The organism is Micromonospora sp. WMMD961 (assembly GCF_029626145.1).
Lineage (GTDB): Bacteria > Actinomycetota > Actinomycetes > Mycobacteriales > Micromonosporaceae > Micromonospora.
On record NZ_JARUBJ010000002.1, the window covers coordinates 3,510,223 to 3,531,550 of the forward strand.

General features: G+C 72.6%; 23 protein-coding genes. 14 read left to right on the forward strand and 9 right to left on the reverse strand.

The annotated features are described in order from the left end of the window. Positions 1 to 14: 14 nt before the first annotated feature. Positions 15 to 659, reverse strand: a complete 645-nt coding sequence (locus tag O7614_RS15880) for a hypothetical protein (protein ID WP_278139238.1) — start codon at positions 657 to 659, stop codon at positions 15 to 17. Between the two features lie 229 nt (positions 660 to 888). On the opposite strand from O7614_RS15880, the gene O7614_RS15885 reads away from it, so the two are divergent. Together O7614_RS15885 and O7614_RS15890 are read left to right on the forward strand one after the other, a co-directional pair. Further along, entirely contained in the window at positions 889 to 1,632 is a 744-nt protein-coding gene (locus O7614_RS15885; protein WP_278139239.1) for a VOC family protein, read from the forward strand. 89 nt (positions 1,633 to 1,721) lie between these two features. Continuing rightward, entirely contained in the window at positions 1,722 to 2,249 is a 528-nt protein-coding gene (locus O7614_RS15890; protein WP_278139240.1) for a GNAT family protein, read from the forward strand. Positions 2,250 to 2,302: 53 nt separating this feature from the next. Here the strand turns inward: O7614_RS15890 and O7614_RS15895 are convergent, their stop codons facing one another. Continuing rightward, positions 2,303 to 3,769, reverse strand: a complete 1,467-nt coding sequence (locus O7614_RS15895; RefSeq protein ID WP_278139241.1) for a M1 family metallopeptidase — start codon at positions 3,767 to 3,769, stop codon at positions 2,303 to 2,305. 157 nt (positions 3,770 to 3,926) lie between these two features. On the opposite strand from O7614_RS15895, the gene O7614_RS15900 reads away from it, so the two are divergent. Next, entirely contained in the window at positions 3,927 to 5,228 is a 1,302-nt protein-coding gene (locus O7614_RS15900; RefSeq protein ID WP_278139242.1) for an NAD(P)/FAD-dependent oxidoreductase, read from the forward strand. A 16-nt stretch (positions 5,229 to 5,244) separates the two neighbouring features. Here O7614_RS15900 and O7614_RS15905 read toward each other — a convergent pair whose 3' ends face one another. From O7614_RS15905 to O7614_RS15915, 3 genes are all read right to left on the reverse strand, one after another. Then, complete coding sequence (locus O7614_RS15905) at positions 5,245 to 6,324, reverse strand: AI-2E family transporter (RefSeq protein WP_278139243.1); 1,080 nt, start codon at positions 6,322 to 6,324, stop codon at positions 5,245 to 5,247. Between the two features lie 93 nt (positions 6,325 to 6,417). Next, on the reverse strand, positions 6,418 to 7,206 hold the full coding sequence (locus O7614_RS15910; protein WP_278139244.1) for a fused MFS/spermidine synthase: 789 nt from the start codon (positions 7,204 to 7,206) through the stop codon (positions 6,418 to 6,420). Between the two features lie 114 nt (positions 7,207 to 7,320). Further along, the gene (locus O7614_RS15915; protein ID WP_278139245.1) at positions 7,321 to 8,298 is read right to left on the reverse strand and encodes a DUF2267 domain-containing protein; all 978 of its coding nucleotides are present in this window, start codon (positions 8,296 to 8,298) and stop codon (positions 7,321 to 7,323) included. A gap of 200 nt (positions 8,299 to 8,498) precedes the next feature. Here O7614_RS15915 and O7614_RS15920 point away from each other — a divergent pair, with 200 nt between their 5' ends. Continuing rightward, positions 8,499 to 8,813 (forward strand): hypothetical protein, encoded by a 315-nt coding sequence (locus O7614_RS15920; protein ID WP_278139246.1) that lies wholly within the window; start codon positions 8,499 to 8,501, stop codon positions 8,811 to 8,813. A 70-nt stretch (positions 8,814 to 8,883) separates the two neighbouring features. Here the strand turns inward: O7614_RS15920 and O7614_RS15925 are convergent, their stop codons facing one another. Continuing rightward, positions 8,884 to 9,213: an STAS domain-containing protein gene (locus tag O7614_RS15925; protein WP_278139247.1), complete on the reverse strand. Its 330-nt coding sequence runs from the start codon at positions 9,211 to 9,213 to the stop codon at positions 8,884 to 8,886. A 178-nt stretch (positions 9,214 to 9,391) separates the two neighbouring features. Between O7614_RS15925 and O7614_RS15930 the strand changes: the two genes are divergently transcribed. From O7614_RS15930 to O7614_RS15950, 5 genes are all read left to right on the forward strand, one after another. Then, complete coding sequence (locus tag O7614_RS15930) at positions 9,392 to 11,128, forward strand: PP2C family protein-serine/threonine phosphatase (RefSeq protein ID WP_278139248.1); 1,737 nt, start codon at positions 9,392 to 9,394, stop codon at positions 11,126 to 11,128. Continuing rightward, entirely contained in the window at positions 11,125 to 12,162 is a 1,038-nt protein-coding gene (locus O7614_RS15935; protein ID WP_278139249.1) for a cobalamin-dependent protein, read from the forward strand. Before O7614_RS15930 ends, O7614_RS15935 begins: the two co-directional genes overlap by 4 nt. A gap of 117 nt (positions 12,163 to 12,279) precedes the next feature. After that, positions 12,280 to 12,627, forward strand: a complete 348-nt coding sequence (locus O7614_RS15940; protein ID WP_278139250.1) for an STAS domain-containing protein — start codon at positions 12,280 to 12,282, stop codon at positions 12,625 to 12,627. 67 nt (positions 12,628 to 12,694) lie between these two features. After that, positions 12,695 to 13,141 (forward strand): response regulator, encoded by a 447-nt coding sequence (locus O7614_RS15945; protein WP_145782537.1) that lies wholly within the window; start codon positions 12,695 to 12,697, stop codon positions 13,139 to 13,141. A gap of 113 nt (positions 13,142 to 13,254) precedes the next feature. Continuing rightward, the gene (locus tag O7614_RS15950) at positions 13,255 to 13,767 is read left to right on the forward strand and encodes an ATPase (RefSeq protein WP_278139251.1); all 513 of its coding nucleotides are present in this window, start codon (positions 13,255 to 13,257) and stop codon (positions 13,765 to 13,767) included. Between the two features lie 30 nt (positions 13,768 to 13,797). Here the strand turns inward: O7614_RS15950 and O7614_RS15955 are convergent, their stop codons facing one another. The 3 genes from O7614_RS15955 to O7614_RS15965 form a co-directional block, all read right to left on the reverse strand. Then, positions 13,798 to 14,649, reverse strand: a complete 852-nt coding sequence (locus tag O7614_RS15955) for a hypothetical protein (RefSeq protein WP_278139252.1) — start codon at positions 14,647 to 14,649, stop codon at positions 13,798 to 13,800. Positions 14,650 to 15,326: 677 nt separating this feature from the next. After that, complete coding sequence (locus O7614_RS15960) at positions 15,327 to 15,752, reverse strand: OsmC family protein (protein WP_278139253.1); 426 nt, start codon at positions 15,750 to 15,752, stop codon at positions 15,327 to 15,329. Between the two features lie 68 nt (positions 15,753 to 15,820). Further along, positions 15,821 to 16,753: a serine/threonine-protein kinase gene (locus O7614_RS15965; protein WP_278139254.1), complete on the reverse strand. Its 933-nt coding sequence runs from the start codon at positions 16,751 to 16,753 to the stop codon at positions 15,821 to 15,823. Between the two features lie 199 nt (positions 16,754 to 16,952). Between O7614_RS15965 and O7614_RS15970 the strand changes: the two genes are divergently transcribed. The 5 genes from O7614_RS15970 (at position 16,953) to O7614_RS15990 (ending at position 21,315) form a co-directional block, all read left to right on the forward strand. After that, positions 16,953 to 17,183, forward strand: a complete 231-nt coding sequence (locus O7614_RS15970; RefSeq protein ID WP_278139255.1) for a hypothetical protein — start codon at positions 16,953 to 16,955, stop codon at positions 17,181 to 17,183. A 113-nt stretch (positions 17,184 to 17,296) separates the two neighbouring features. Continuing rightward, positions 17,297 to 18,043 (forward strand): response regulator transcription factor, encoded by a 747-nt coding sequence (locus O7614_RS15975; protein ID WP_278139256.1) that lies wholly within the window; start codon positions 17,297 to 17,299, stop codon positions 18,041 to 18,043. A 31-nt stretch (positions 18,044 to 18,074) separates the two neighbouring features. Then, the gene (locus O7614_RS15980; protein WP_278142270.1) at positions 18,075 to 19,520 is read left to right on the forward strand and encodes a HAMP domain-containing sensor histidine kinase; all 1,446 of its coding nucleotides are present in this window, start codon (positions 18,075 to 18,077) and stop codon (positions 19,518 to 19,520) included. A 279-nt stretch (positions 19,521 to 19,799) separates the two neighbouring features. Then, complete coding sequence (locus O7614_RS15985; RefSeq protein ID WP_278139257.1) at positions 19,800 to 20,798, forward strand: SDR family NAD(P)-dependent oxidoreductase; 999 nt, start codon at positions 19,800 to 19,802, stop codon at positions 20,796 to 20,798. Positions 20,799 to 21,165: 367 nt separating this feature from the next. Beyond that, positions 21,166 to 21,315 (forward strand): hypothetical protein, encoded by a 150-nt coding sequence (locus O7614_RS15990; RefSeq protein WP_165947858.1) that lies wholly within the window; start codon positions 21,166 to 21,168, stop codon positions 21,313 to 21,315. Positions 21,316 to 21,328 lie beyond the last annotated feature (13 nt).

Consider the following 21,328-nt stretch of genomic DNA (forward strand, 5'->3'; position numbering starts at 1 on the left):
CGAAGCGGCCGCCGTCACTGCCGGAGGAGGTCGTAGGCGCGGGCGAGGTCATCGGCCCAGGGCGAATCGTGGTCACGTTCCCATGCGCGGTGGAGGCGGTCGCGCGTCGCGTCCCGGCGTAACCAGTCGCCGAGGACGCTCGGCTTCTGGTTGGCGAAGCTGAGTCCGCTGACCAGGTCGGCCAAATGACGGTCGGCCGGCGGGGTGAGCGTGGCGTCCCAGACGGCAAGGAATCGGTCGACGCGCTCGTCGGCCGCGCGGGCCGCGTCCAGGAAGGTCGCCGGGTCGGTGAACGACCCGAGCCGCGACGGGTGGCCGGCGAGCAACGACCGCCACACCGCGTCGAGGTACGCGTCGACGGCGGTCTGCTCGCGCCCCGGCCAGGTGCGCCACTCCTGGTGGGGGAGCTTGCCCAGGACGATGCCGGGGTCGAGGTCGTCGGCGGCGAGCAGGCGCTCGAAGAGTACGGGGAGCAGGGCCTTCACATCGGCCCGGGTGCCGACCGTGGTGCCGAGGCTGATGGTCAGTGAGAACAGGTCCTGCTCGTCGACCAGCACGCTGCCCTTGCAGTGCGGGCATCCATCGAGCACCGCGCGGCGCGGATACCGGGCGAACGCGTCCCGTACGCCGGTCAGGGCCGCCCGCAACTCGTTCTCCACCGGTGGATTCTCGCACCGACGACGCGCCGCGCGGTGCCCCTGATCAGCCACCGCCGCAGGGCAGCGATAGATCAGGGAGGCTGCCCGGTCCCACGCTGGGGCTGGGGTGTGGCCCCGCCCTACCGGGGATGACCCCGCCGAAACTCGGGTGCGGTCGCCCTGGCGCATCCCTAGGCTCGCGCTCCGACGGCTGGCACGGCGTCCGGTCGGATGGGAGACGAGCGTAGCGATGACCGCACACCTGTTCGCGATCACCTTCGACGCGCGTGAGCCGTTGCGGCTCGCCCGGTTCTGGTCCGCGTTGCTGGGCTGGGAGATGGTGGAGGATCCGCAGGACGGCGTCCTGGTCCTGCCGGGAGCCGACCCGGAACTGCGCCTGCGCTTCGTGCCCTGGGATCAGCCGAAGGTCGCCCAGAACCGGATGCACTTCGACCTGACCAGCAGCTCGTTGGAGGACCAGCGGCAGACGGTGGCCAGGGCGTTGGATCTCGGCGCGCGGCACGCCGACATCGGGCAGGGCCCGGAGATCGATCATGTGGTGCTCGCCGACCCCGAGGGCAACGAGTTCGACGTCATCGCACCGGGTAACAATTTCCTCGCCGGCTGCGGCTTCGTCGGTGCGCTGGCCTGCGACGGATCGCAGGCGGTGGGGTACTTCTGGAGTCGGGCGCTCGGGTGGCCGCTGGTCTGGGACGAGGGCGAGGAGACCGCCATCCAGTCACCGAACGGTGGCACGAAGATCACCTGGGGCGGTCCGCCGTACATGTCGAACGGCGGCCGGGACCGGGTGCGTTTCGATCTCGCCCCGGCCGCTGGCGTCGACTGGCAGGTCGAGGTCGACCGTCTGCTCTCGCTCGGTGCGACCCGGCTCGGCATCGACCCGGACGGGACGGGCCGTCTCGCGCTGGCCGACCCTGATGGTCAGGAGTTCAGCCTGCTGATGCCTCGCTCGGCGCGACCAACGCCCGCATGATCGTGCTCGATCAGTGATGTGGTGGTCACGTGCGCCCACCGGGCGGCCGGTTGGACAACGGCGGCAGCGGTCGGTCAGAGTGGTCGGCCGTGAGATACCTGCGTAGCGGTGGTCCCGCCGCGATCCGGCGGCCCCGGCCCACCGACTCCGACGAGTTCGTCGCCGCCGCGCGGCGCAGCCGGGACCTGCACCACCCGTGGTTGGCAGCGCCGGGCACCCCCGAGGAGTACGACGACTACCTGCGCCGGATCCGTCGCCGTGACAGCGCCGGCTACCTGATCTGTGACCGGGCCAGCGGCGAGATCGCCGGTTACGTGAACATCAGCGGGATCGTGCTGGGCGCGCTGCGCGGCGGGTACCTGGGGTACGCGGCGTTCCTGCCGTACAGCGGGACCGGGCACGCCTCGGCGGGTGTCGCCCTGGTGATCGACCACGCGTTCACGAGCGCCGGGCTGCATCGGCTGGAGGCGAACATCCAGCCGGGCAACGAGCCGTCCCGGCGGGTGGCCCGCAAGCTCGGTTTCCGGTTGGAGGGCTTCTCTCCGGACTACCTGTTCGTCGACGGCGCCTGGCGCGACCACGAGCGGTGGGCGATCACCGCCCAACCCGCCGCCTGACCTGTCCCCGCCGATCTCGGCGGCCGGCGACCCGGCGGCGGGTCAGTGCGTCACTACCGGAGGGGGCCGGTTTCCGGGGGCGTCGTGGGGGAGTCCAGCCACGCATCGATCAACGCGGTGAAGTCGTGGCCGGTCTTCTTGTTGACGTACGCGGTGAACGACGCCCTGGTCTGCTGGGTGTGCAGGTTCTCCTGCACCCAACCACGTGCCAGGTCGAAGAACCGCTCGTCGCCCAGCGCCTGGTGCAGTTGGCGCAGCATCGCCGCGCCGCAGGTGTAGACGTTCGTCGCACCGAACTCGCCGGGGTCGGGCTTGCTCGGCGGGCCGTACTCCTTGCGCAGTTCCCCGTCGCGTTGCCGGCTCGACGCGACCAGCTCGGCGTCGGACAGCCCGTACTTGTCCTGCTCGTAGAGCTTCTGCACGTAGAGGGCCCAGCCTTCGTTGAGCCACATGTCGCGCCAGTCGGTGAGGGTGACGGCGTCGCCGAACCAGTGGTGGGCGTACTCGTGCACGGTGGTGAGGTCGAACATCTTGTCACCGCGTTGCGGCTGGACCTCGCCCAGGGTGACCATCTGCTGGGTCTCCATGGCCGAGCCGGACTCGACCATGACGAGGCCGGCGGAATCGAACGGGTACGGCCCGAAGCGCTCCTCCAGCCAGGTCAGGAACGCCGGTGACCGCTTGAGCATCGGCAGATACTGCGCGTCCTTCGCGCGGTACCAGGTGGTGACCGGGATGCCGCGTGGACCGGTGGCCGCCAACTTCTTGTACTTCCCGACCGCGAGCGTGGTCAGGTACGACGCCACCGGGGCGGTGCTGCGGTAGCTGAACGTGTTGCCGCTCTGCCCGACCGGGGTGCCGCTGGCCACACCCGTCCACCCCTTGGGTGCGGTGACCGCGATGTCGTAGAGCGCCTCGTCGGACGGGTGGTCGTTGGCCGGGTACCAGGTGAACGCCCCGAACGGCTCCTGCATCGTCCAGACCCCGCCGTCGCTGTCGACGGTCAGCCCGAGCGGGTGGGCGTCGCCACGCTTGGAGGGCATCGGGGTGGTCGACGGCTTGCCGTGGTAGCCGACGACCAGGGTGATCGGGACGTCCGCGCGGACCGGGGTCTCGACCACGAGCTTCTCGCGGGAGACCGCGCCCTTGGCGGCCTGGCCGTCGACGGTGACGGTGTCGATGGCGTACGGCGTGAAGTCCAGGCTCACCGACTGTGCGTCCCGGGTGGGCCGCAGGTGCACGGTCGCGGTGCCGGTGAGGGTGCGCCTGCTGGGCGACCAGTCGAGATCCAGCCCGTAGTGCAGGACGTCCACCGCGTCGGTGCCGCGCTCGGGGTAGAGCGGGTCGACGACCGGCGTGGAGAGGCCCGCCGTCCAGGCCGCGTACGGGCCGGAGAGCGCTGGACCGCCGGACGGGGTCGCGAAGGTGCCGCCCCTCGTCGGTGCCGCTGGCGGGTCGGCTGTGCAGCCGGCGAGCAGCGTCATGGACGCCAGCACCGCGACGGTGGATCGGTAACGCACGGGTTCACTCCGGAGGTCGGGGACGTGTGACGCGACCTCAAACGCCGTGGGAGCGGCCAGGAGTTGCCGGCGCGACTGTTGCGATCGTGTGAACTCCGCAAGGCGACCGACTGCTTCGGGGACGTTTGTCCCGGGCTCCGACGGGAAACGGCCCGCAATGACGAAACCTCGTGTGGTGATCGTGGGGGCCGGGTTCGCCGGTTACCACGCGGCGAAGACGTTGAGCCGGATCGCCCGGGACCGGGCCGAGATCGTGGTGCTGAACTCCACCGACTACTTCCTCTATCTGCCGTTGCTGCCCGAGGTTGCCGCCGGGGTGGTCGAGCCCAAACGGATCGCGGTGCCGCTGACCGGGACGCTCAAGAACGTCCGTGTGGTGATCGGCGAGGCGGACCACGTCGACCTGCAGAACCGCTGGGTCGGCTTCACCCAGGCGGAGGGGGACAAGAACCGGCTGGCGTACGACCGGCTGGTGCTCGCCGTGGGCAGTGTGAACAAGTTGCTGCCGATCCCCGGGGTGACCGAGTACGCGCACGGCTTCCGTGGCCTACCGGAGGCTGTCTACCTGCACGACCACATCGTCCGGCAGATCGAGTTGGCCGAGCAGGCCGAGGACCCGGCCGAGCAGCAGGCGCGGGCCACGTTCGTGGTGGTGGGCGCCGGTTACACCGGCACCGAGGTCGCCGCGCACGGGCAGTTGTTCACCGACGCGTTGCACGCCCAGCGGCCCCGGCTCACCGTCCGCCCGCGCTGGATGCTGCTCGACGTCGCGTCCCGGGTGCTGCCGGAGCTGGACAAGCGGATGTCGGACACCTCGCACCGGGTGCTCGAACGGCGGGGTGTGGACGTCCGGATGGGCACGTCGGTGGCGGAGGCCACCTGCGACGGGGTGAAGCTCACCGACGGCGAGTACGTGCCGACCTGCAGCCTCGTGTGGTGTGTGGGGGTGCGGCCCGACCCGTTCGTCAACGAGCTGGGGTTGCGTACCGACCGGGGCCGGCTGGTGACCGACGAGTTCCTCAACGTCCCCGGCTACCCGGAGGTGTACGCCATCGGTGACGCTGCCGCGGTGCCGGACCTGCTCAACCCTGGGAAGGTCTGCGGGATGACAGCTCAGCACGCGCAGCGGCAGGGCAAACGCGCGGCGCACAACATCGCGGCGTCGTACGGCTTCGGCCGGCGCAAGCCGTACAAGCACCACGACCTGGGCTGGGTCGTCGACCTGGGCGGCAAGGACGCGGCGGCGAACCCGTTGCACGTCAACCTGGCCGGGCTGCCGGCGAAGGCGGTGACCCGGGCGTACCACCTGATGGCGATGCCGGGAAACCGCACACGGGTCAGTGCCGACTGGGCCCTGGACGCCGCGCTGACCCGGTCGGCGGTGCAACTGGGGTTGGTGCCGGGCAACGCGGTGCCGTTGGAGAGCACCACGCCGGAGGTCGCGACCCGGGCCCGCTGAGCGGGTGCCGCGCCGGTCAGCCCTGCGGGGCGGGACCGGCCGGTCGACGTGCGGTTCCGGGCCGGAGCCGGCGCGGCCCGTATTCCCGCAGCAGGGTCTGGACGATGCCGGCGGCGGGGATGGCCAGCAGCGCGCCGAGCAGACCGGCCAGCTCCGCCGCGAGCAGCACGCTGACCAGCACTGTCAGCGGGTTGAGCCGGACCGCCCGGGACAGGATGAGCGGTTGCAGCAGGTGGTTCTCCACCTGCTGGTAGACCACGAAGAAGACCAGCACCACCACGCCTGCGGTGGGAGAGTGCAGGAACCCGGCCCCGGCCGCGATCACCGCGCCGAGCGTCGCGCCGACCAGCGGTATCAGGTCGGCCACCGCCACCAGCAGGGCGATCACGGCCGCGAACGGCACCCCGGTGACGGCGAGCACCACGTAGGTCAACACCCCGCAGATCACGCTGATCAGCAGGTTGCCGGTCAGGTAGCCGGTGACCGTCCGCGACACCTCCCGGCCGACCCGGCGCAGTCGCTCGCCCTGACCGTCCCCGGCCACCGCGAGGACGCCCCGGGTGATCCGCGGGGCCTCCAACACCATGAGGTACGCCAGCACGATGACCGTGACCAGCCCGGCGACCGTCTCGACGACGCCGCGCAGCACGCCCACCGCGGGTTGACGCAGCCGGGTGCCGAGGTCGCTCAGTTGGCCGGAGTGTTCGCTCAGGTAACGTCGCGCCCCGGTGCGCTCCAGCAGGCGCCCCAGCGGGCCCTGACCGGCGCGCGCTTCGTGCAACAGTCCGGGCGCCCGGTCGGCGAACCGGCCCACCTCGTCGAACAACGGCACCAGGATGAGCGCCGCCAGGATCGCCAGCAGCACGAACGCGGCGAGGAACACGAGCAGCGTGGCCAGGGACCGGCGTCGGACGCGACGGCGTTGCAGCCGGTCGACGAGGGGCTTGAGCGCGACGGCGAAGAACGCGGCGACCACGGCCCAGGTCAGCACCCGGCGGGTCACGTACACGAAGGCCAGCGCGAGCACAGTCGCCAGCACCAGGCCGATCACGATCAGCGTCCGGCGGGCCGTCGCCCGATCGTCGGCGTTGCTCATCCGCCGCGACTTCCCCTCGTGGGGCGTCGGAAACCCGGCATCGGGGACACGATGGGTGTTCGGTGCACACAGTGTGCGGCGGGTCGACGGTGGTCAGCGCCCGTCGTCCGCGTCGGTGACCGGGCGGGCACAGGCGACGAACAAGTCGAGCGCGGTGGCGTGCAGCAGGCCACCGGGCACCGGGTCGCGCAGGGCGGCCACCGCCAGTCGGGCCACCGGCAGCCCGTCGGGGCGGGAGGTGGCGGCCAGCACCAGGTTGCCGTACCGCCGGCCGCGCAGCATCCGCCGGTCGCCGATGACGCACACGTCGGCGAAGACCGCCCGCAACGTCGCCACCTGTGCCCGCGTGCCGACCAGCGGCGGCAGGTCGGTGACGTTGACCAGGTACGTCCCGCCTGGGCCGAGGACACGGGCCACCTCGGCGGCGAACTCGACGGTGCGCACGTGCCGGGGCATCTGGGCGGCCCGGTAGATGTCGGCGATCACCAGGTCGTACTGGCCGTCCGGGGTGTCGGTCAGGGCGTCCCGGGCGTCGGCGACCTCCACCCGCACCTCCGGCGGCAGCGGCGGCAACTCCCGGGCCACCAGCTCGACCACCGCCGCGTCCCGCTCGACGACCCGTTGCGGCGAGCCGGGTCGGGTGGCGGCCAACCAGCGGGGCAGCGTCAACGCGCCGCCGCCCAGGTGCAGGACGCTCAGCGGCGCGCCGGCCGGGGCCGCCGCCTGCACCGCCGAGGTGATCCGCCGGACGTACTCGAAGTGCAGGTGCCGGGGATCCTCGACGTCCACGTACGACTGCTCGACACCGGCGGACAGCAGCGTTCGCCCGGTCCGGCGGACCGGGTCGACGACCAGCTCCAGACGGTCGGCGGCGCGGTTCATGACCGGCACGCTAACCGAGCCCACGGTCCAGCCCGGCGCTGGCCCCGGCACGGCCGGGGAGCCGGCGGAGCGGGGTGCCCCCGCCCGCCGGCCCGCCCGGGTCACGGTGGCCGGTCAGCCGCCGGCCATCCCGGCCCCCACCTCGTCGATCGCATCGTCGATCTGGTGGGCGAGGTCCACGTCGAGCGCGGTCACCCCGTCGGCCTGGTTGGTGCGTACGGTCAGGACCGCGGCGGTGTCGCCGGGACGTCCGATGCTCGGGCCGCGGCCGGTGTCCCGGCGCAGCTGGTCGAGGCGGGCGAGCACCCGGTCCAGGTTGTCCGGCGGCAGCGCGACCACCCGGTAGAAGCCCTCGCTGTCGCCGGACCAGTAGGGCAGGTCGTCCAGCGCCGCGTCGATCTCGTCGGCGTCCAGGGTGGGCGTGGTGGTGGAGGCGCCGACCAGGCCGCCGCCGGCCTCTGGCGGGTCGAGCAGGTCGCGCAGCCCGTCGGGTACGTGCAACGACTCGACCAGGTCGCCGTCCTGAGCGGCGAGCGCGGCCATTGTCGCCTCGGCCTGGTATCGGGCCTGCTCCGGGGTGTTACCGCTGATCCGGCCCACCTCCGCCAGGAAGCCGGGTAGGTCCTGGTGCCGCTCGATGCCGTCGACGGGCAGCACGTCGTGCAGCGACGCCGGCACCGCCGCGAGCAGCCGCTGCCGCTCGGCGGTCTCCAGTGCGAAGGCGAGGACCAGCACGGTCGCCTCGGTGCCCACCTTGGCGGTCCTGAAGTCGACCCCGGCACGACGACGGACCTCGTCGACCAGGTCGTGGTAGCCCATGCTGCGCACACCGGACGCGCCGCTCGGCGGAGACGGCTGCGGCCGGGGATTGTCGGCGCTGCCGAGCTGCGGCGGCGCCGGGCCGCCACGCGTGGTGTCTGGTTTGTGCCGTCCGGCCGGCGGTGGGCCGGCTCGCTTGCCGGCGTCGAGGCTCCTGGGTTGCTTGGAGGCGCTCAGGCTGGCGCCGACCTCGCTGGGCTGGCGACTCTGTTCGCGGGCCTGCCGGGCCAGCGCGCGACGCCTCTGGTTGTCGCCTTCCATCTGCTTGCGCATGTGGCACCCCTTCCGCTGGGGATCGTGGCTGCGCCAGTCGCCTTCCCGCCGTCGCCGAGAAGGAAACGGCGGGTGCCGGCCGGGCCGGTCCGGCCTTCGTCGGCGCTTCATCCGGCGGGGGTGAGGGGTGCTCACCCGCACGGCCCGCACGATCGGCTCAGGACCGGAGTTCTTCCGAGGTACGCGGAAGGAAGGTCGTCATGAAGCAGATCGTCGAGATCGTCCCCGCCCGACCCGGCTGGTACGCACGCTGGCAGCTCTCTCCCGAGGTCACCAGGTGTTACCCGGTGAGCCTGTGGGCGCTGCTGGAGGAGGCCGACGGCACCGGGCGCGAGGTGGTCGGTATGGACTGCATCGGCCAGTGGCCCGGCGCGGACGACAACGAGGCGGGTGGGCAGTTCGTCCGATATCTGTACCAGACGCCCGATTCGGGAGAGCCCGAGGACATCGAACCGCCCCCGACCGGCGAACTGCGTGAGAACGGGCCCCGGCTCCAGCCGATGACGGCCCCCTAGGCATTCTTCCGGCCCCCGACCCCAGGTCCCAGGGTCGGGGGCCACCCCGGCTCGCCGGGGTGGCCGACGATCAGCCGGTGGCGCGGAGGTCGTCGTCGTGCTGGATGGCCAGCAACTCGGCCAGGCCCGTGCGGTCGAGCATCCGTTGCAACTGCGGGCTGACACCGGTCAGCCGGATCGCCCCGGCGCTGCGCTGCATCACCAGCAGCGCGCTGAGCCCGGACGAGTCGCAGATGCCGACCCCGGTCAGATCGACCAGCACCTCGTCGTCGCCGTGCAGGGCGGCTGCCGCGGCGGTCAACTCGGGCGCGGTGTCGTAGTCGAGGTCGCCGGTCAGCCGGAGTCGGACGTGCCCGGCGTCGAGCCGGATCGCCTCGATGGTCAACAGCTGATCGGACATCCCACCATGTTCCCAGTCGGGCGACGAAACGCAAAGCGGAGGCGCGGCGGTGTCGCCCCCCGAATCCGCTGAGGTGCCACTGTTCGCCGACGGGCGTAGGGTGGGCTGGAGAGTTCTGACCATGGACGCCGGTTTCCGGCGTGGCTACGGGTGGACGACAAGGAGTGAGGCTCAGCTGGTGACTGCTTCCGACGTCAGGGACGTAGACCCGGGCGACGGACGGCTTCCCACGCCGAGTACGACACGGTCCCCGGCGTGGTCCTCCGCCGCGCTGCCGCCGCTCGCCCCGGACCGGGATCTCGACGCCCCCGACTGGTTCGAGGTCGTCGAGCATTTCCGGGAGGGCCTGATCGTCTGTGACGCCGACGGCGTCGTGCGGCACGTCAGCCCGGTCGCGCAACGTCTGCTGCCCGAGGTGACTCCCGGCGCGCTGCTCGACGCGGCCGCTGTGCCCTCGATGGCCGACGGCGACTTCACGCATCGAGGGCGCCGGCTCACCGCCCGCCAGGTGCCCCTCTCCGGAGCCCGCTGCTGCTGGTACGTCGAGGACGTCACCGACCGTGTCAGCCGCGCCGACGCGTTGCTCGCCGAGCGGGCGCGCTCGGCGTTCCTGGCCGTGGTCGGTGACAAGCTGGGCAATCCGCTGCACCCCGACCGGGCCGCCGCCGCGGTCGTCCGCCTCGCCGTGCCGACCCTGGCCGAGGTGGCCGTGCTGGTGCTCGCCCCACGTGCCGGTAGGGCCCGCTGGTGGCGGGCCTCGCGCACCGACGACGACGCCCCGACCGTGGACAGCGGGGTGCTGGCCGGCGGTGACCTGCCGACCGCCATCGCCGAAGCACTGACCGGGGTCGAACCGCACGCGGTGGACTGGTTGGTCGAGCAGGCGGTGGACGCCGGTTGGCTGCCCGCGCTCGCCGGGACCGACAGCGCCGCCCGGGTCGTCCCGCTGCCCGGCCGGGACGCGCCGGTCGGTGTGCTGCTGGTGGCCCGCCGCGCCACCCGCTGGTACGACGAGGCCGACGTCGACCTGACCCGCGCGTTCGCGGCCCGTGCCGGCGCGGCGTTGACCACCGCACTGCTCTATCGCGACCAGGCGGAGGTCGCGGACACGCTCCAGGCCAGCCTGCTGCCGGTCGAGCCGGCCGAGGCCGCGGGCGTGCAGTGGGGCACCGCGTACCGGCCCGCGCAGGCGGGGCTGCGCATCGGCGGTGACTTCTACGGCTCGCACCGGCTCGCCGACGGAGGCTCGGTGTTCTTCCTCGGCGACGTGTCGGGCAAGGGCGTCGAGGCCGCCGTCTTCACCGGCCAGTTGCGTCAGTGCCTGCAGGCGTTGCACCGGCTGGAGTCGCAACCCGGGCGGCTACTGCGGCTGCTCAACGACGCGCTGCTGGAGACCACCCAGGCGCACGGCCAGGGCCGCTTCGCCACGATCGTGCTCGGCGTGGCCCGCCCGCAGCGCGACGGTGGCCTGACCCTCACCATGGCCGGCGGTGGGCACCTTCCGCCGCTGGTGCTGCGCAACTCCGGCGAGGTGGAGTCGGTGCCGCTGCGCGGCATGCTGATCGGGGTGGTCCCCGACCCCCGGGTGGGCGAGGTGACAGTGCGGCTGGCACCGGGGGAGACCTGTCTGCTCTACAGCGACGGCGTGACCGAGGCCCGTGGTGGCCGCCGTGGCGACGAGCAGTTCGGCACGGAACGCCTGGTCGCCGCCGTGACCGGCTGTCAACGGATGCCCGCGCCGGCCCTGGCCGAGCGGGTGGAGCAGGTCACCTGTGACTGGTTGGCGCAGGGCGACCACGACGACATCGCGGTGCTGGCGCTGCGGGCGAGCGGCCCGGGCGGACGCGGGCCGCGGCACCTGCACTCGGTGCCCGAGCTCGCTGACATCGCCCAGCCGGGGGAGATCGACGCGTGACCGCCGCCACGACGGCCGCCGACCCTGCCGGGGCCTTCGCCAGCTACCTGGACTGCCTCGCCGACGCCGACGAGTACGCCGCGATCGACCTGGCGATCGGCCTGCTCGACGTGGGCGTACCGGCCGAGCGGGTGCTGCTGGACCTGGTCGCGCCGGCGCAGGCCGAGGTGGGCGAGCGGTGGGCGCGCAACGAGTGGAGCGTCGCCCAGGAGCACGCGGCCACCCACATCAGCGAGCAGGTGGTGGCGGCGGTTGCCGCGCACGCCAACCCGCGCCCGACCGGCGGACGGGTCGTCGTCGCCTGCATGGACGGCGAGTGGCACGCGTTGCCGCCCCGGCTGGTGGCCGAGGTGCTGCGGCTGCGCGGCTGGCAGGTGACCTTCCTGGGCGCCAGCGTGCCCGCGGCGCACCTCGTGTCGTACCTGCACCGCTACGACGCGCACGCGGTCGCGTTGGCGTGTGCGCTGCCGATGCGGCTGCCGTACGCCCACCGGATGATCGAGGCGTGCCGCCGTTCGGACGTACCCGTGGTGGTCGGCGGGCGTGGGTTCGGCACGGACGGCCGGTGGGCGCGTCGGCTCGGCGTGGCCTGGGCGCCGGACGCCCCCGGGGCGGCCGACCTCATCGCCGACGAACGGGCGCTGCGCGGGGTGCCGTCGGCGCGGTTGGCGCACCTGGCCGACGACGAGTACGCGAGCCTGGTGCGGCGTCGGGGTGAGCTGATCGACGGCGCGTTGGCCGACCTGCTAGAGCGGGTGCCGGCGGCGCGCGCCTACAGCGCCACCCAGCTCGACTCGACGGTGAGCGACCTGGGTCACATCGTGGACTTCCTGGCCGCGGCGGTCTACGTCGACGACCCCACGTTGTTCACCGAGTTCGTCGAGTGGCTGGCAGAGATCCTGGTGAGCCGCGGGGTGCCCGCCGGCGCCGTCGCGCTGCCTTTCGATCACTACGGCGTCGCGTTGCGTGACTTCCCCCGAGCGGGGCGCATGCTCGCCCTGGGGCGCGCCGCGCTCCCCGTCGCCGAGCGCTGACGAGGCCCCCCGACGGCCGCTCCGGTCGATCACCGCGCCCTCCGGCCGACGGCTCAGCTCTGCGTATACTTGCCGGACTGCAAACGTCCCACCGGTGGTGGAGCGAGGGGGAGCACGGTGACGTTCAGCGTCAGCCACGTCGAGCGCGACGGCGGGGGCGTCTGGTTGCGGCTCGCGGGCGAGCTGGATCTGAGCACCGCCCCCCAGTTGACCGCCGCGATCGAGGAGTTGACCGCCGCCGGTGAGACCCGGCTGCTGCTCGACCTCACCGACCTCACGTTCTGCGACTCCACCGGCATGGCCGTGTTCGTCCGGGGGGACAACCAGGCGGCAGCCGACGGAGGGTGGCTTCGGCTCACCGGCGCCAACGGGCGGGTCGAGCGGGTGTTGCGGGTTACCGGGCTCGCCGACGTGTTGCGCTACGAACCGGAGTCGCTCGACCCCGCGTCGCAGACCTCCCCGTGATGGGCTAGATTTCCCCGCCAGCGCGGTGACCGTCAGGTCCCGCCCCGCCGACCCGAGGCAGGTAGTGATGGGCGCAGACAGCCCGCAGCCGGTACGCATCCTGGTCGTCGACGACGACCCGGGTGACGTGCTCATGATCGAGGAGGCGTTGGCGGATTCCGACGTCGACAAGGTCATCGACGTGGTCAGCGACGGCGAGGAGGCGATGGAGTTCCTCCGCGCCGAGGGCCGGCACCAGCAGGCCCGCCGACCGGACGTCATCCTGCTCGACCTGAACATGCCGCGGATGGACGGTCGGCAGGTGCTCGGCGCGGTGAAGCAGGACGAGGATCTGCGGACCATTCCGATCGTCGTGCTGACCACCTCCAACGCCGACACCGACATCGTCGGCAGCTACACGCTGCAGGCCAACGCGTACGTCACCAAGCCGATCGACCTGGACGACTTCAACGACGTGGTGCGCCGCATCGACGAGTTCTTCGGCCGGGTGGTCGTGCTGCCCAAGCGCGTCTGACGCACGACCTCCGCGCACGCATGCTGAACATTTTTCCCGAACCCACTCGGCCGTCGCGGTCTGGGCCGAGGATCCAGGTGGGGAAGTAACAGCAGCTGCCTGGGGGCGACAGTATGAGGTTCTCCGTCGTTGACACCGGTTACGACCAACGGCAGGTGGATTTCTGCCTGGACGAGCTGGGGATCCGGTTGTCCCGGCTCGCGGCGCGGGCCCAGGGCGCCGCCGGGTCGGGCCGGGAATGGGACGAGATCCGCGAGGAGGCGGCCTGGCTCAGCGGGCTGCTCCGACGGCTGGACCTGGGCGACACCGGTGCCGGCCGGTACGCCGACGACGCGACGCGGCGCGAGGCCGCCGACCTCCTGGCCCGGGCCCGTGTCGAGTTGGACCAGGCCCGCGAGGAGGCACGGCAGGTGCGGGAGCAGGCGTACGCGGAGGCCGTGCAGGCCCGGCGGGACTTCGAGGCGGCCCTGTACGTCCGCCGTCGGCGTGAGGCCCGGGTGGACGAGATCCTCGGTCAACTGGCGGTGGACCAGGTGCCCGCGGACACTCCGACCGCGGCTGCCGGCGTATCGGGACGTCGGGTGGGAGTCGGTGGGAGCGCGGAACCGCCGCCCGGCCGGCGCTGACCGTGCCGGGCGGCGGCGTGGGCGGGTGGCTCAGGCGGTGAGCGCCGACGCGACGATCGTCGCCCGCTCCTCGTGCTGCGCGTACGCGTCGGGGTAGGCGGAGATCTGCACGGACTGGGCGGCGTAGGTGACGCTCATGTCCTGCCAGCCGGGGACCTCGTTGAGGGCGGTGTAGAAGGCCCGTGCGGCGTACGAGGGGCGCATCAGCTCGGCCACCGTGCCCCAGCCGCTGCTCGGTCGCTGCTGGAACAGCCCGACCGAGTCGTGGTCGGAGCCACTGCCCTGGTTCGGGTAGTTGGCCGACTCCGGCAGGACGTCGCTGGCCAGGTTGTAGAGGTTGCTCTCCTGCATGGCGGTGGCCAGTGCCACCACGAGGGCGCGGCGCGGCATCTTCATCTCCAGGCCGACGTCCACGATGATCTTCGCGTTGTCCATCTGCGCCTGGTCGAGGCCGGCGACCGGTCGGGGTCGGCGCGGCTTGACCGGCTTCTTGGGCGCCTTGCGCGCCACGGTGGGGCTGGGTGTGGGCTTCGCCGTCGGGCTGGGCAGGACCCGCGCGGGGGCGACGTCGCGGTCCAACGACCGGGAGGCGCGCTCGTCGGCGATGGCCGCACGGTCGGCCATCGCCTCGGCGAGTGGCTCCACCGGGCGGGTCGTGTCGTCGCTGCTGCCCCGGGCGGTGGCCACCGCGACGAGGCTGAGGCAGCAGGTGACACCGGTGGCCAGCGCCACCCGGACCGGGGTCGAGCCCAGCAGGGTGCGACGGGTCGGCTCGGAGGCGCGGTGACGGCCGATCGTCCGTTCGGTTGATGCGGCGTCGTCCGATGGGGTGGTCGGGCGCGCGTCGGTCAGCTTCTGGTCGGAGGGGTCGTCGGGATGCACCTGACGAGGCTAAAGACCCAATTGCTCGATATTGCCCGCTGATACGGTGGCGTACGCCACACTTTGCCCCGATCGTGGGGACTCCCGGCCGCAAACCATCAGCGAAGCAGATCAACCTCGCGGATCAGGCGAGACGGTTATTTCCGATTCGGGGCGTGATTGCGCTCGCGCCGCCAGTCGCTCCGCCCGCCGGCCCCGCGACGGGCAGTGTCCCCCGAGCGGGCGATGTCGACTCCATCGAACGGCCCAACGGGGTACTGATCGAACGGCTCCCGGTGTCTCGTCCCGCCCGGCCGCATTCGATGTGAACGGCTCCCCGAGTCTGGCCCCCGGCCGCCGGCCTGCCGCGCCCTGCCTTCGGCGTCAACCTGCCCAAGATCGTGCTCGAACCAGGAAACAGTGGCCTCCACCAACGAACGAGGCCACTACAACCAGGATCGAGCACGATCATGCAGGGCGCGGCGCGGCGCGGCGCGGCGGGGCGCAGGGCGCGGCGCGGCGCGGTGGGGCGCAGGGCGCGGCGCGGTGGGGCGCAGGGCGCGGCGCGGTGGGGCGCAGGGCGCGGCGCGGTGAGGGCGCGTAGTGACCGTGCGCGGTGAGGGTGCGGGGTGTGCGCGGTCAGGGCGCGTGGTCGCTGGGCAGGTGGCGGCGTCGCCTCGTCGGGGCTGGTGGTCGGTTCAGTGTCGGCCGTTCTCCGCCGGGGTGACGGTCAGCCGGTGCCGGCTGGCATCGCCGCTGGAGAACGGCCAGAGCCGGTCGGCGTACTCGACCAGGTCGGCCAGTTGTTCTCGGCTCAGGCCCGCCGAGCTGATCTGCGCGTGTACGTCGGCCCGGTACCTGCCGTCGTCGTCGCGCCCCAGCTTCGCCTCCGCCCGCACCTGGACCGTGTGCGCCTCGTCGGTGATCTCACCGGCCGCCTCCACTGCCGCGTGGTGCAGGCAGGAGGCGAAGGCCGCGGCCAGCAACTGCTCTGGTCTCAGCCCGGTGCAGTGCGCCGCCAGCGGCGAGGCCAACGCAGTGGAGAGCCCGCCGTCGTCGGTGCGTACGTGACCGCCCTCGGCGGTCGCTGTGGCCTCACGCAGCCAGGAACTCTGATCCGGCATCGCGTTTCTCCCGTCGCTCACCGGCGGGCTACCCGGCAGCAGCCTGGCGAAACGCCGAAGCGGCGGTCTCAGCGCTGCTCGTCGAACACCGCCACCGCCTCGGTGGCCTCCGTGGCGGCCTGTTCGGTCCACGGTGAGGGTGGGGCCGGCCGGCGAGTGGTCGGGATCGTCATCGGCACGTACACCCGGGCGTCCACGGCCTCGGCCAGCAGCAGTGCCGCCATCAGACTGGTCGGGCGCTGCTCGGGCTCGTCGGCGAGGCAGGAGTGGCACAGGTCGGCCACCTCCGGGGGGAGTCCGTCGATCTCGGGCAGCGGCTCCGGCGGCTGCCGTCGGCGTACGCCGAGCAGTTCGCTCGCGGTGACCGCGTGGTAGGGCAGGCGGGCGGTGAGGCTGTAGTAGAGCAGCACCCCGAGGGCGTACATGTCGGCGGCCGGGGTGGCGGGCTCCCCGTCCAGCTGCTCGGGTGCCAGGTACGCCGGGGTGCCGACCACGATCCCGGCGGGCAGTGGGTCGGGAGTGCCGGTGGGGACGGCGATGCCGAAGTCGAGGACCTTCACCCCCGCCGGGGTGAGCATGACGTTGGCCGGCTTGATGTCGCGGTGGACGATGTCTTCCGCGTGGGCGGCGGCCAGCGCCGCGGCGACCTCCGCGCAGACCCGCACCGAGATCCGCCAGTCCAACGGCCCGGCCCGCAGGTGCGCGGCGAGCGTCTCACCCTCGGCCAACTCCATCACGATGTACGGCACCGGGCGGCCGGACACCGTCGAGGAGGTGCCGAAGTCGTGCACGCTCGCCACGTTCGGGTGCACCAGGCGGGCCGCCGACCGGGCCTCCGCGCGGATCCGTTCCACCGGGCCGTCCTGGTCGTACGGGCCGGGCGAGATGAGCTTCACCGCGACCGGCCGGTCCAGCACCTGGTCGTGTGCCCGCCACACCTCGGACATGCCACCCACCCCGACGCGCTGTTCGAGCTGGTACCGCCCGTCCAGCGTGCGCATCGACCACTCCTCGTCCTCGCCCCGCCGACGACGGGTGCTTGGCTCGCGGTACCCGGGCGCCGACCTGGGCAAACCGCCGCTGGTTGCGGGAGCGGACCGGCCTGCGCACCTCGCTGCGGCACGGCGACCGGTGCGGTAGCTTGCGAGCCAGAGCCGGCGTCACCCACTGTGCCGGCACGGTCACCCGAGAGGCGCCGCGATGAGCGAGGTCACCGTACGCTTCGTCGGCGGGCCCGCGGACGGCCTGGTCCGGCTGTTGCCGGCCGGGTCGGACGGTGGCCCGCCGCAGCGTTGGATCATGCGGCATCCGGACGGCACCGGTCCGGTGCAGCCCGGCCCCGACCACCTCTACGAACGCGACCGACCGGACGGGACGGGCGGCTGGAGCATGCGCTTCGTGCGCACCGACGCGTACGGGGTGTCCGAGTGACCACGAGGCGGGGCTGACCGGTGGCGACGCCGGAGTCCCGTCGACCCGGCCGCACAGCTGGCACACAGGCTCCGCAGGGGCGTGGCACAGACACGGCGGCCACGATGGGCGGCATGGTCATGAACGGGCAGGCCGCACCGAGCCGGATCGAGCTGCGCCGCCCCGACGGTGAACCCGTCCGGGTGCTGGTGGTCGACGACGAGCCCACGCTCACCGACCTGCTGTCGATGGCCCTGCGCTACGAGGGCTGGCAGGTCCGCAGCGCCGGCAACGGCATGGCGGCGTTGAGTGCCGCCCGGCAGTTCCAGCCGGACGCGGTGGTGCTCGACGTGATGCTGCCCGACCTGGACGGCTTCCAGGTGCTGCGCCGGCTGCGCGAGCACGCCCCCACCGTGCCGGTGCTCTTCCTGACCGCCCGCGACGCGGTCGAGGAACGCATCGCCGGGTTGACCGTCGGCGGCGACGACTACGTCACCAAGCCGTTCAGCCTGGAGGAGGTGATCGCCCGACTGCGTGCGCTGCTGCGCCGCTCCGGCTTCGCGGTCGCCGCCCGGGAGGACGCCGTGCTGACCGTCGGCGACCTGAGTCTCGACGAGGACAGTCACGAGGTGCGCCGGGCCGGCCAACTGGTCACCCTCACCGCCACCGAGTTCGAGCTGCTGCGTTACCTGATGCGCAATCCGCGCCGGGTGCTCAGCAAGGCGCAGATCCTCGACCGGGTGTGGAACTACGACTTCGGCGGCCAGGCCAACGTGGTGGAGCTGTACATCTCGTACCTGCGCAAGAAGATCGACGCCGGCCGGGCACCGATGATCCATACGCTGCGCGGCGCGGGTTATGTCCTCAAACCCGCCGAGTGACCGCCGACCGCTGCGCGCCGCCCGACGGTGGCTGGCCGGCCGCTCCCTGCGTACCCGGCTGGTCTTCTCCCTGCTCGCGCTGCTGGCGGTGGTCAGCGTCGCGATCGGTGGCCTCACCACCGTGGCGCTGCGACACTTCCTGATCGACCGGCTCGACGCCCAGCTGGCCCCCGCGACCCGCGGCGACCGACCGGGACGGCCGGCCTTCTCCGGCAACGGACCGGGCGTTCCACTCGGGTTGCCGGCCGGCGCGGTGGTCGCCGAGATTACCAACGGTCGCCTGACCAGCGCCCGGACCCTCACCAACAGCCCCTCCAGCGCCGATCCGTTCCCCAAGGAGCGGTCGGTCCCGGTCGGGGAGGTCGCCGCGCTGGTGGGCCTGCCGGTCGACGCCGAGCCGCGCACCGTCGACCTCGGCGATCGCGGTGACTACCGGGCCGTGGCCCGGCAGTCCTGGGACGGCCGGGTACGCGTCGTCGCGGTCCCGCTGTCCGGCGTCCAGGAGACCATCTGGGCACTGGTCGCCGCGCAGGCCGCGGTGGCCGCCGTCGGGTTGCTCATCGCCGGCGCTGCCGGCGCGCTGATCGTGCGGGCCACGCTGCGCCCGCTCAACCGGGTGGCCGCCACCGCCACCCGGGTCACCGAGCTGCCCCTGGACCGCGGCGAGGTGGCGCTCGCCGTCCGGGTTCCGGCCGCCGACACCGACGTGCGCACCGAGGTCGGTCAGGTCGGCGCGGCGCTGAACCGGATGCTGGGCCACGTCGCCGACGCGCTCTCCGCCCGGCAGGCCAGCGAGACGCGGGTACGCCAGTTCGTCGCCGACGCCAGCCACGAGTTGCGGACTCCGCTCGCGGCGATCCGTGGCTACGCCGAGGTGGCCCGGCGCGGTCGCGACGAGGTTCCCCCCGACGTGGCGCACGCGCTGCGCCGGGTGGAGTCGGAGAGCACCCGGATGACCCGGCTCGTCGACGATCTGCTGCTGCTCGCCCGACTCGACGCCGGCCGGCCGCTCGCGGCGGACCCGGTCGACCTGACCGCCCTGGTGGTGGACGCGGTCAGCGACGCGCACGTCGCCGGGCCAGACCACCGCTGGCAGCTCGAACTGCCCGAGGTGGCGATCCGGGTGCCCGGCGACGCCGCCCGGTTGCACCAGGTGGTCGCCAACCTGCTGGCCAACGCGAGGGTGCACACCCCGCCCGGCAGCACCGTCACCACCGCGTTGGCCGTCGAGGCGGACAGCGCCGTCCTCACCGTCACCGACGACGGTCCCGGGGTGCCGGCGGAGCTGCAACCGGAGATGTTCGAACGGTTCGCGCGCGGCGACAGTTCCCGCTCCCGGGCGCACGGCAGCACCGGCCTCGGCCTCGCGATCGTGGCGGCGGTGGTGGAGGCCCACCACGGCACGGTCGGTGTCGACAGCCGTCCAGGTCGCACACTGTTCACCGTCCGGTTGCCCAATCCCACAGCTGACGCATAGTCGGCGCACGGTGTCGCGCCAGCCCGGCCGTCGAGGCGCTGCACGCCGTCTGCGGCGTGCCGGCCCGGCCGGTGGCCCTGGCCGTGCTGGTGGCCGCGAACCTGGCCGCCACCGTGCTGCGGTTCGTGCTGCTGCGCCTCGGCCTGCACCACCGGCCCCACCCGACGCGTCGGTGACACCAGGGTCACGGCCAGGGTGTTGCCCTGGGGCGAAGGCACGGCCCGGCGCGCGACCGTGAACCTCAGGCAGGGCTGATCCGCACTTTGCGAGGAGCGCACGATGACTACAGCACAACGTCCCATCGGCTCGGGCTTCGACGCGAGTTCCACGACGAGGAACGTCCTCGGGTCGACCGACCTGACCGGCAGGATCGCGATTGTGACCGGCGCCAACTCCGGGCTGGGGCTGCAGACGGCACTGGCACTGGGCTCGGCGGGCGCACACGTCGTGGTCCTCGACCGCGACACCACCAGGGCCCGCAGCGCCTTGGCCGGGATCTCCGCGGAGTACGCGACCATGGATCTCAGCGACCCGGCGTCGGTCGACGCTGTGGCCGAGGAGTTCGTCGCCTCCGACCGGCCCGTGCACATCCTGGTGGAGTCCGCCGGAATCATGGCCGCACCGCTGGGTCGGGACACGCGCGGCAACGAACTTCAGCTGTCGATCAACTATCTCGGTCACTTCCAGCTCGCGGCTCGGCTGTGGCCAGCGCTGCGGGCCGCCGGGAGCGCACGGGTCGTCAGCCTCACCTCGCTCGGGCACCGTCACTCGCCGGTCATGTTCGACGATCCGAACTTCGAGCACCGCGCGTACGACCCGTGGGCCGGCTACGGGCAGTCCAAGACCGCGATGTCGCTCTTCGCGGTGGAACTCGACCGGCGAGGCCAGGAGTACGGGGTACGTGCGTTCGCCGCCCACCCGGGCAGCATCGTGGCGACCGGGCTGAAGCAGTATCTGACGACCGAGCAACTCGTCGCGGCCGGCATGGTGAACCCCGACGGAGATCCGATCCTCGACCCGAGCAAGCAGCTGAAGACCCCCGAACAGGGCGCGGCGACACCGGTGTGGTGCGCGACGAGCCCACAGCTCGCCGGTATGGGCGGCGTGTACTGCGAGGACTGCGACATCGCCGAGATCGTGCAGCCAGCCGGTTCCGACACGACGGACCTCGGTGACTTCAACGACCTCAACGGCGTCCTGCCGTACGCGGTCGATCCGCAGCAGGCCGAGCGCCTGTGGGAACTCAGCGAGAAGCTGACGAACGTCCGCTTCCTGTAGCGCCAGCATCCCCGCTCGTCGGTGGTCAGCCGGCGGCGGCCTCGCGGACCAGCCGGCGTGCCTCGTCTCGGGGCACACCGGTGGCCCGCAAGAGGTCGTTGGCGGCGGTACGGCGTTGGGAGACCACGATCGTCCCGCCGCAGTCTCGGCGACCGGGACGCCCTGCACGCGTGGGCGGATCGGAGCGCGTGAACCGGCACGTCCGCACAGGCGCTTCCTGTGGTGAGGCTGGGAGTCCGCCAATGTGCCCGCGACACGGATGGCGTTCGGCGTACGGTGAGGGACAAGTCCGGCTTTCTGGGTCAAAAGCCTCACCGCTGCACTCCCGGGACGCCGGTGTCGAGACGGCGAGCGCAAGGAGCGATCGGTGGAACATCTGGCCTACCTGGACGCGGGATCCGGCAGCCTGATCGTGCAGGCGGTCGTCGGCGGGGTGGCCGGCGCCGCAGTCGCCGCGAAGCTCTACTGGCGACGCCTGGTCGACCGGTTCCGCCGGCAACCCACCGACCAGCGGTGAGCGGGTCAGGCCC

Bases quoted from the DNA above. Each gene is read 5' to 3' on its own strand.
- O7614_RS15885 (WP_278139239.1), top strand. From the start codon at position 889: ATGACCGCACACCTGTTCGCGATCACCTTCGACGCGCGTGAGCCGTTG.
- O7614_RS15900 (WP_278139242.1), top strand. From the start codon at position 3,927: ATGACGAAACCTCGTGTGGTGATCGTGGGGGCCGGGTTCGCCGGTTAC.
- O7614_RS15905 (WP_278139243.1), bottom strand. From the start codon at position 6,324: ATGAGCAACGCCGACGATCGGGCGACGGCCCGCCGGACGCTGATCGTG.
- O7614_RS15910 (WP_278139244.1), bottom strand. From the start codon at position 7,206: ATGAACCGCGCCGCCGACCGTCTGGAGCTGGTCGTCGACCCGGTCCGC.
- O7614_RS15915 (WP_278139245.1), bottom strand. From the start codon at position 8,298: ATGCGCAAGCAGATGGAAGGCGACAACCAGAGGCGTCGCGCGCTGGCC.
- O7614_RS15920 (WP_278139246.1), top strand. From the start codon at position 8,499: ATGAAGCAGATCGTCGAGATCGTCCCCGCCCGACCCGGCTGGTACGCA.
- O7614_RS15925 (WP_278139247.1), bottom strand. From the start codon at position 9,213: ATGTCCGATCAGCTGTTGACCATCGAGGCGATCCGGCTCGACGCCGGG.
- O7614_RS15945 (WP_145782537.1), top strand. From the start codon at position 12,695: ATGGGCGCAGACAGCCCGCAGCCGGTACGCATCCTGGTCGTCGACGAC.
- O7614_RS15950 (WP_278139251.1), top strand. From the start codon at position 13,255: ATGAGGTTCTCCGTCGTTGACACCGGTTACGACCAACGGCAGGTGGAT.
- O7614_RS15960 (WP_278139253.1), bottom strand. From the start codon at position 15,752: ATGCCGGATCAGAGTTCCTGGCTGCGTGAGGCCACAGCGACCGCCGAG.
- O7614_RS15965 (WP_278139254.1), bottom strand. From the start codon at position 16,753: ATGCGCACGCTGGACGGGCGGTACCAGCTCGAACAGCGCGTCGGGGTG.
- O7614_RS15970 (WP_278139255.1), top strand. From the start codon at position 16,953: ATGAGCGAGGTCACCGTACGCTTCGTCGGCGGGCCCGCGGACGGCCTG.
- O7614_RS15975 (WP_278139256.1), top strand. From the start codon at position 17,297: ATGGTCATGAACGGGCAGGCCGCACCGAGCCGGATCGAGCTGCGCCGC.
- O7614_RS15985 (WP_278139257.1), top strand. From the start codon at position 19,800: ATGACTACAGCACAACGTCCCATCGGCTCGGGCTTCGACGCGAGTTCC.